Annotated in this window: 11 protein-coding genes; 4 read left to right on the top strand and 7 right to left on the bottom strand. The window is 70.8% G+C overall.

From position 1 onward, the window contains the following. The 3 genes from Q1K57_RS13555 to Q1K57_RS13545 all read right to left on the bottom strand — a co-directional run. Positions 1–890: cupin domain-containing protein (locus tag Q1K57_RS13555; RefSeq protein WP_300083508.1), on the bottom strand; the 890-nt coding region annotated here is incomplete at its 3' end. Between the two features lie 3 nt (positions 891–893). Continuing rightward, a complete protein-coding gene (locus Q1K57_RS13550; protein WP_300083506.1) occupies positions 894–1,139 on the bottom strand; it encodes a hypothetical protein in 246 nt (81 codons plus the stop codon). Between the two features lie 88 nt (positions 1,140–1,227). Beyond that, positions 1,228–1,410: a hypothetical protein gene (locus Q1K57_RS13545; protein WP_300083504.1), complete on the bottom strand. Its 183-nt coding sequence runs from the start codon at positions 1,408–1,410 to the stop codon at positions 1,228–1,230. Positions 1,411–1,618: 208 nt separating this feature from the next. On the opposite strand from Q1K57_RS13545, the gene Q1K57_RS13540 reads away from it, so the two are divergent. Further along, positions 1,619–2,293: a cupin domain-containing protein gene (locus Q1K57_RS13540; RefSeq protein ID WP_300083502.1), complete on the top strand. Its 675-nt coding sequence runs from the start codon at positions 1,619–1,621 to the stop codon at positions 2,291–2,293. 32 nt (positions 2,294–2,325) lie between these two features. After that, complete coding sequence (locus Q1K57_RS13535) at positions 2,326–2,688, top strand: DUF6547 family protein (protein WP_300083501.1); 363 nt, start codon at positions 2,326–2,328, stop codon at positions 2,686–2,688. Between the two features lie 58 nt (positions 2,689–2,746). Here Q1K57_RS13535 and Q1K57_RS13530 read toward each other — a convergent pair whose 3' ends face one another. Both Q1K57_RS13530 and rarD read right to left on the bottom strand, forming a co-directional pair. After that, positions 2,747–4,120 carry a hypothetical protein gene (locus Q1K57_RS13530; RefSeq protein ID WP_300083499.1) on the bottom strand — a complete coding sequence of 458 codons (1,374 nt, stop codon included), beginning with the start codon at positions 4,118–4,120 and terminating at the stop codon, positions 2,747–2,749. A 105-nt stretch (positions 4,121–4,225) separates the two neighbouring features. Next, positions 4,226–5,164 carry an EamA family transporter RarD gene (rarD, locus tag Q1K57_RS13525; RefSeq protein WP_300083498.1) on the bottom strand — a complete coding sequence of 313 codons (939 nt, stop codon included), beginning with the start codon at positions 5,162–5,164 and terminating at the stop codon, positions 4,226–4,228. A gap of 36 nt (positions 5,165–5,200) precedes the next feature. Here rarD and dcd point away from each other — a divergent pair, with 36 nt between their 5' ends. After that, positions 5,201–5,779, top strand: a complete 579-nt coding sequence (dcd, locus tag Q1K57_RS13520; protein WP_300083496.1) for a dCTP deaminase — start codon at positions 5,201–5,203, stop codon at positions 5,777–5,779. 30 nt (positions 5,780–5,809) lie between these two features. Here the strand turns inward: dcd and Q1K57_RS13515 are convergent, their stop codons facing one another. After that, positions 5,810–6,406, bottom strand: a complete 597-nt coding sequence (locus Q1K57_RS13515; RefSeq protein WP_300083494.1) for a TetR/AcrR family transcriptional regulator — start codon at positions 6,404–6,406, stop codon at positions 5,810–5,812. Positions 6,407–6,511: 105 nt separating this feature from the next. Beyond that, entirely contained in the window at positions 6,512–7,405 is an 894-nt protein-coding gene (locus tag Q1K57_RS13510) for an aminoglycoside phosphotransferase family protein (RefSeq protein ID WP_300083492.1), read from the bottom strand. Between the two features lie 135 nt (positions 7,406–7,540). Here Q1K57_RS13510 and Q1K57_RS13505 point away from each other — a divergent pair. Continuing rightward, on the top strand, positions 7,541–7,763 hold a 223-nt coding region (locus Q1K57_RS13505), incomplete at its 3' end, for a hypothetical protein (RefSeq protein ID WP_300083490.1).

The raw sequence follows: 7,763 nt of genomic DNA, 5'->3' as shown, positions 1-7,763 counted from the left end.
ACGTCGTCGGTCACCGAGTCCACGGTCAGCCGGTCGAGCAGACCGCCGCCGAGCAGCGGCTGGCGCCCGGAGGCGAACGACCGCTCGAAGCGAGCGATCGCCGGAGCAACGTCGGCGGACGTCAGGGACGCCGCAACCTTGGCCAGCCGGTCGCGCAGCGCCGCGGCGAGGGCGTCCGGGTCGGCGAAGAGATCGGCCGGCAGGGGCGCGTCGAAGGACTCGGCCGCGAGCACCGGGTCGACCACCTTGCGGACGAGGTCCCGCCACACGTAGCGGTTGATCCCGACGGTGACATGCAGGGAAGCCGTCTCCTGCGTCCGCGCCATGTGGGGGGTGCCGGTGGGCAGGTACATGCAGGTGCCCGGCTCCATGAGGACCGGGTGGGCGCCCGCGTCATCGTGCACCTCCCACTGCTTGGCGCCGAAGGTCTGGAACACGAAGACGTCGTGGCTGTCGGAGTGGAGAGCGAACCCCTGCGAACCGGGCGGGGTCAGGTAGGCGTTGGCCTGGCAGGGATGCCCGAGTTCGGTCTCGAGCCCACGGACGAGCTGGCGCAGGGGCTCCCAGTAGCGCTGGAGTCCTTGGAAGACGATCGTCGCGCCGTCGGAGAACAGATCGAGCACCTTCCGTGGGTCGACCAGCCCGGTCAGGGGTTGACCCGCGATCGTGGCGTGCCGTGTGTAGCTGGTCTCCGGCAGCACCGAACCCGAGCGGGCGAGCCGCAGTTGGGGCGTCCGTAGCGCGGTCCGGGTGATGAGGTGGTCTGCCTGCTCGATGTCGAACAAGCCGGCCAGGTCGGCTGGAGCAATGCGGCGGACGTTGATCCGGCGACCCCACACCTCCGAGACGAAGGTGCGGGCGTCGCCGGACAACAGGTCGAGGTGGCTCATCGCTCAGGCGTCGACCCCGTCGGCGTCGTGGGAATCGCCGTCGGTGCCGTCCGTCGAGTCGCCGTCCGTCCCGTCCGCGTCGCCGCCGTCGGTGCCGTCCGCGTCGCCGCCGTCGGTCGAGTCGCCGTCCACCCCGTCGGCGTCATGACCGTCGACGCCGTCGGCGTCATGGCTGGGCTCGGTGGCGGGCACCCCGTCGGAGGAGGTGAGGATCTCGTCGTCGGTGAGGGATTCGGGCTTGTCCGTCATGGGCGTGCTCCTTCGCTCGGGGACACCACCGTGGTGTCCGGCGTTGCGGAGACCCTAGTCGGGCGCGGCCCGACCCGCCAGAGGCCGATCAGCGGTAGCTGCCGACCCCTTTCACCCCGGCACGCCTGAGCGACTCGGCGCGGCCGGTGCAGTTGGAGTTGACGAGGTCGATGTCTTGGGCGTCGATGCAGGCCCACCGTGCGTCGAACGCCCGCCACCACCGTTGGAACCGCTGCTTTCGAGTGGGCCTGCGGGAGCATTCATTGGCCATGCTCCATCCTATCTCCGAAAGCAGCTCTGAGCAGCACTGATGTTCGCCGCGTCAGGGGGAGGCTGCTGCTGTCAGCGGAGCAGCCACCCCCTCCAGGGAGCGTTTGTCCCACCAACCGCACGAGGATTCCGAGAGGTGCCCGCACGAACGCCAGCCCACCCGTGGGTGCCGTGGCTAGGATTGATGGAACGATGCTGAGGAGGGCTCCATGGCGAAGAAGACCAAGTCCGACGAGAAGGCCGAGGCCACGAAGGTCGACAAGAAGACCGCGAAGAAGGAGGCACGGAAGGCGGCCAAGAAGGCCGAGGCGAAGGCCGCCGCCAAGGCTGCGGCGGAGGAGGCCAAGGCCGCGCAGGCCGAGATCGAGGTGGCGGACGCCGAACTGGCCGAGGCCGCCCAGGTGGAGGCGGACGCCATCGCGGAGGTCACAGAGATCGAGGAGGGCGCGCCGCCTGCCAAGCCGGCCCTCATCCAGAAGGACTTCGGCAAGCAGCCGTACGTCGTGGACGTGGAGAAGGCGACGCTCGCCAACAAGAATTTCCGGAAGACGATCTGGACGGGCGAGCACCTGCAGATGACTTACATGTCCATTCCACCGGGTGGCGATATCGGCCTGGAAGTGCACCCGACGAACGACCAGTTCCTGCGCATCGAGCAGGGCACGGGGCGTGTCCAGATGGGTCCGGCGGAAGACGAACTCACCTACACGCGGCGCGCTACGGCCGACTTCGTGATCCTCGTGCCCGCGGGCACGTGGCACAACGTCACCAATGTCGGCTCCGACGACCTGAAGGTGTACGCGTTGTACGGCCCGCCCGACCATGTCGCCGGCACCGTGCACCGCACGCAGGCCGACGCCGAGGCCGACCCGCACGAGCACTGACGCCCGCCCAAGCCGCCGGGCACAATGGAGCCATGACTGAGGATCCCCGCTGGCTCTACCGCCAGATGATCGACGCCATGGTCGTGTCGTGCGCGACCGGGCAGGGCCAGGTGAGTGCGCAACGGGTCCGCGTGGGCGTGTGGAACGCGAATGCCGACGCCATCGCCGACGTGGATCCGGCGCAGCAGGCCATGAACTCCTTGTTGGGGTCGCTCACCGAGGCGCAGCGCGACGCGCTGGCCGTGCTGTTCGCCGAGGAGTACGCGTCGGGCATGTTCAACGCCCTCGAGGTGCTCCACGCGGCCCAGTGCGCCCCGTTCGACCGGGGTTACGACGGCGACCCGAGCGACGACTTCCTCGGGCGCATGGACGGCTGGACCTGGCCCGAGGAGTAGCCCCGGCGGTTGAGCTGCCGCTGGTCGACCCGCGGCAGCACAACCGACAACACGGTGCTCAGGAGCCCCACTGCACCTTCAGCTCGAGGTCGGTCACATCGATGGACGCGGTGCCGAAGGAGGTGCCCTCTCCGGTGTAGGTGCAGGCGCCCCACGAGCCACCGTCGTTGCACTCGGCCTCGACGTCGAAGTAGCCCATGTCCCACGCGGAGATGATGGTGGGCACGGAGGAGCCGGGCTCGGGCGTGACGTTGGCGAGCTTGGCGCGGTTCTCGGCGTCCATGGTGCGCTTGACGGTGTTGTCGCGCACCTGCACGCCGTTCACCTCGGCCGGCACAGCCTGCCCGCAGCCCGGGTTGAGCGCGGTGGACGCGAGGCAGGCCTCGGCGGCGGGGATGACCTTGTCGCGGAACATCTGGACGCCGGCCTCGGACACGGCCAACTGCAGGGAGGGGTCGGGGCGATCGGTGCTGTTGAGGGCGACGATGGTGCTGTCGCCCTCGACGGTGAGGTACTCGCTGGAGCTGGCCACGACGTAGCTCCCCGGGAAGACCTCGGGCGCCACCGAGGTGAGTTCCACGCCGTTCACGGTGACCGGAGCGCCGTCGAGCAGGTAAAGGCCCAGCTCGGCGGTGGCCGAGTACAGGCTCGGGCCAGTGGAACTGCTCACGTAGACGTTGAGCGAGTCGGACGTCGACTCGCCGCCCACCGAGTAGGTCACGGGCACGGTGAAGGAGCTCGAGCCGTCTTCGACGGGGTCGCCGACGGCGATGTCGGTGAGGGGTGCGCGGCTCAGCGAGTCGGCGAGGACCGCGTCGGTCAGCAGCGTCTTGTCCGTGATCGACGAGTCGTCGACCAGGGCGAGCGCGTCGGCGGCGCGCCCCTCGGACAGCGCGGTGAAGTAGTCGCTGACGTGTTGCTTGGCCCGGTCCGACGGGCTCGGGCCGAACAGGCCACCGCCGCGGCTGGCGAGCACGGACGCGATGCCGACGAGCATGAGCACGAGCACGAGGGCGCCCACGCCGAGACCGATCCAGAGGCCCTTGCGGCTCTTCTTCTGCGCGGGTTGGGCCGCCGCATAGGGCTGGCCCGCGTAGGGGGACTGCGCGCCCGGCTCGCCGGGCTGCGGGTAGGGCTGGCCTGGCTGGGGGAAGGACGCCGCGGCGGGCGGCGTCCCCGGGGCGTAGGGGGGCGTGCCGGGGGGTGCGTACCCGCCCGCGGGCGGATACGCACCCCCGGAGGGCGGCTGGGGTCCGACGGCCGGCGGGTAGGGGGCTGCGGCCGGAGGATAGGGGGTTGCCTCCGGCCGGGGTGCCTCCACCTTCGCGGCGGCTCCGGTGGCCGGGTTCGCATTGGGGTCGGCGGCCTGGCTGGCGCCGGTGGCGTCCGGATTCTCTGGTGAGGGCTGTCCGGGGAGCGGGGGTGTCGACATGGCGGGGCGGTCCTTCCGTGCTGGTGAGAGCATCGTAGAGTGCCCCGCCGACACTCTGCATCGGGGAGCACTTCCCGGACGGCTTCGCTGCCGTCGCGCCGGAAATCAGCGCGGCGCGAGTTCGACGCGGCTGCGCCGCAGGGCTCCGCTCAGGTAGACCGCCGAGCCGCACCAGACGAACACGAGCCCTGCCCAGTAGGTGGGGCCGACGTGCTGCCCGAACACCGTCAGGCCGAGGATGAACTGGATCGTCGGCCCGAGGTACTGAAGGATGCCGAGCACGCCGTATTCCAGCCGGGTCGCGGCGATGGCGAACAGCCACAGCGGCAGGGCGGTGAGCACCCCGGCGAGAACGAGGAATCCGGACGCCGCCGGTTGCGTCCCGAACAGGCCGGCTCCGGTGGCGCCGAGGACGACGAGGTAGCCGATGGCCAGCGGTGCGAGCAGTGCCGATTCGACGAACAGCCCCTCAAGCGGTGGGAGCGGAGCCCGCTTCTTGACCGCGCCATAGGAGGCGAACGAGCCCGCGAGCAGCAGCGACACCCACAGGGTCGCCCAGTTCTGCCAGCCGATGACGATCACGCCGGCCAGGGCGAGGGCCGCCCCGATCGCGCCCGTGCGCCGCATGCGCTCGCCGAACAGGACCACCCCGAGCGCGATGTTGAGCAGCGGGTTGATGAAGTAGCCGAGGCTGGCTTCGACGACGTGGCCGCTGTTGACCGCCCAGATGAAGGTCAGCCAGTTGACGGCCACGAGCACCGTCGCGGCGACGAGCCGCACGAAGCGGGGGCCGCGGAAGACGGTACGCAGCCAGCCCCAGGGGCGGCGCAACAGCGCGAGCGCCAGCGACACGGCCGCCAGCGACCAGACGACGCGGTGAGCGAGGATCTCCAGGGGGCCGGCGGCGGCGACGAGTGCGAAGAGCAGCGGGAAGAAGCCCCAGATGAGGTAGGCCGACACCCCGGACGCGAGTCCCAGCGAACGTTCGTGGGCGGCGTCCGGCACCGGCGGGGCGTTCGGCGAGGGGGCCGGGCGGTCGGGCACCTGCTCACTGTAGGGCCCAGCCGTTAGGCTGCCGTCGTGCTGCTGTCAGACCGAGACATCTCCGCCCAGATCGACGGCGGACGGGTCCGCCTGGAGCCGTTCGAGGCGTCGATGATCCAGCCGTCGAGCGTCGACGTGCGCCTGGATCGCTACTTCCGGCTGTTCGACAACCACCTGTACCCGTTCATCGATCCGGCTCAGGAACAGCCCGATCTGACCCGGCTGGTCGAGGTGGGCGCCGATGAGGCGTTCGTCCTGCACCCCGGCGAGTTCGTGCTGGCGTCGACGCTCGAACGGGTCACCTTGCCCGACGATCTCGCCGCTCGCGTGGAGGGCAAGAGTTCGCTCGGACGCCTCGGCCTGCTGACCCATGCCACCGCCGGGTTCGTCGATCCGGGCTTCGTCGGGCACGTGACGCTCGAGTTGAGCAACGTCGCGACGCTCCCGATCAAGTTGTGGCCGGGCATGAAGATCGGCCAGTTGTGCTTCTTCCGGTTGAGCTCGCCGGCCGAGCACCCGTACGGCAGCGCCGAGCGGGGGAGTCACTACCAGGGCCAGCGTGGGCCGACGGCGTCCCGCAGCTTCGAGCAGTTCCGCCGCACGCCCCTCTCCTGACCGCCGCGAGCCAGCTCCCCGGCCGCAGCCTCAGGCGACCGCGGAGACCGGCGCCAACACGCCCCTCAGGAGCCGCCAGAGGTGGGCTTCGAAGCGAGCGTCGGCGTCCTCCGGATCCGGGCCGGACGCCGTGCGGTGCAGTTCCAGCGTCACATACCCATGGACAGCGGCGCGGATGGTGGCGACGATCTCCACCGGGTCACCGGGAGCGCAGGTGCCGTCGGCGACGCACGAGGCGACGAGTGGCACGAGCGGATCGTCGGCTGCAGCCAGTTCCTCCGACGAAGCGTCGCCGACCAGTCCGCGCAGCAGCAAGTGGTGGCCGGGGTTCTCGAGCGCCCAGGCCCGCTGGTCTCGGGCGGCGGCCCGGACGCCGTCGGCGCCCGCCCCGGACGCCGCGGCCGCCACTTGACGGGCGTGCAGTTCGGCGCAGGCGCGTTCGGCCACGGCGGCGAGGAGGGGATCCTTGCCGCCGAAGATCGAGTAGATCGCGTTGGTGGAGGTGGACAGGGCGTTGGCGAGGTCGCGGACGGACACCCGGTCGGGGCCGACGGTCCTCAGGCGGGCCGTCGCCTCGAGCACAAGGCGTTCGCGGAGATCGTTGGGGTAGCGGGAGGCTCGGGGCACCCTGACAGTCTAGGTGACAAGGCCCTCCGCTTGTCCGCCAACTCACCTATTCGATTCGGTGTCCGGCAGGTGAACCGAACGAAGTCGCGGCTGGAACGGCTGCTGTCAGGCCTGCTCGGCCAGCACCTGGGCCAGGGCGTGCTCGCCGATCCCGGCGAGTTCTGGCATGTCGTCGGACATGGTCTGGAGGATCAGGCCGAGGTACAACGCCCACGCCTTGGCGCGCTGCCAGGTGGAGGCGTCCATGAGGCCACCGTCGTCGATGCGGTCGACGAAGAGGCGGCGTCCGTTCTCGTCGAAGGTGAGCCACGCGGTGGCGAGGTCGGTCGCGGGGTCTCCTGCGGTGAGGTCGCCCCAGTCGACGATGCCGGCGAGGGTGTGGTCGGGGTGCACGATGATGTTGTGCGGGTGCAGGTCGCCGTGGACCCACACATCGACCCCGTCGAACTCCGGCGCCTGCGACCACGCCTCCCAGCGGGCCAGCAGTTCATCGGACGCCGCGTGCCCGGCCATGCGCTCACGCACGCGGGTGTCGAACACGTCCTGCGCGAGCGAGACCCCGCGCCAGGGGTTGAGCGGCGCGTCGGCCGGCGCGGGCAGATGGAGGCACCAGAGGGCGTCGGCGAGCCGTTCGGCGAACACCGTGCGGTCGGCGACCGGGATGCTGCTGGCCGTGACTCCTGGGATGAGGTTCACCACCGACCATGTCCACGGGTAGGCCGCGCTGGGTTCGCCCACGAACACGGGCAGGGGCAGGTCGACGTCGAGGCCGACGGCCAGCTCGGGGAGCCAGCGCACTTCGTGGTTGATCAGCCGGCTGGACGCCTCCCGCCGCGGCAGCCGGGCCACGAGACCCTCGCCGATGCGGAACAGTGCGTTGTCCCAGCCGTTGCCCATGAAGTGCCGCGGCAGGTCGCCCAGGTCGGGCGCCTGCTCGGCGAGCAACTCGCCGACGAGGGCGTCGTCGATCACGATGTCAGGGGAGGGTGCATTGGCCACCCCCCCATTTCACAAGGCGCGGCGCGGATCGGGGAACTGAGGGGCCGGGTTGCCGGTTATTGCCCGGCGTGCCCGCCGCGGACGCCCCCGCCCGCCTCACGCGCGTGCGGCGAGCGCGTGCGGCAAGATGGCGCCATGAGCGTCCTCACCGAGGCCCTGCGCGGGCAGCGCATCGTGGTCGGCGTCCCCGCCGAAGGAGTGGACCCCTGGGTGCCGCTGGCCGAGGTGCTCCTGTGGGAGGGGCTCGACACCTGGCTGCTGCCCGCCACGTGGCTCGATCGCCTGCCGGGCATCCTCGCGCTCTTCGGTCTGCGCGCGCGCGTGGGCGTGAGCGGGCTGACGGACGCCGCCGGCGTCC

Origin of the sequence: Propioniciclava sp. (assembly GCF_029977985.1) — a bacterium.
GTDB lineage: Bacteria > Actinomycetota > Actinomycetes > Propionibacteriales > Propionibacteriaceae > Propioniciclava.
The sequence above is the reverse complement of the archived record's forward strand: the minus strand, read 5'-3'. Positions and strand labels throughout refer to the sequence as shown.

Bases quoted from the DNA above. Each gene is read 5' to 3' on its own strand.
- Q1K57_RS13550 (WP_300083506.1), bottom strand. From the start codon at position 1,139: ATGACGGACAAGCCCGAATCCCTCACCGACGACGAGATCCTCACCTCC.
- Q1K57_RS13545 (WP_300083504.1), bottom strand. From the start codon at position 1,410: ATGGCCAATGAATGCTCCCGCAGGCCCACTCGAAAGCAGCGGTTCCAA.
- Q1K57_RS13540 (WP_300083502.1), top strand. From the start codon at position 1,619: ATGGCGAAGAAGACCAAGTCCGACGAGAAGGCCGAGGCCACGAAGGTC.
- Q1K57_RS13535 (WP_300083501.1), top strand. From the start codon at position 2,326: ATGACTGAGGATCCCCGCTGGCTCTACCGCCAGATGATCGACGCCATG.
- Q1K57_RS13530 (WP_300083499.1), bottom strand. From the start codon at position 4,120: ATGTCGACACCCCCGCTCCCCGGACAGCCCTCACCAGAGAATCCGGAC.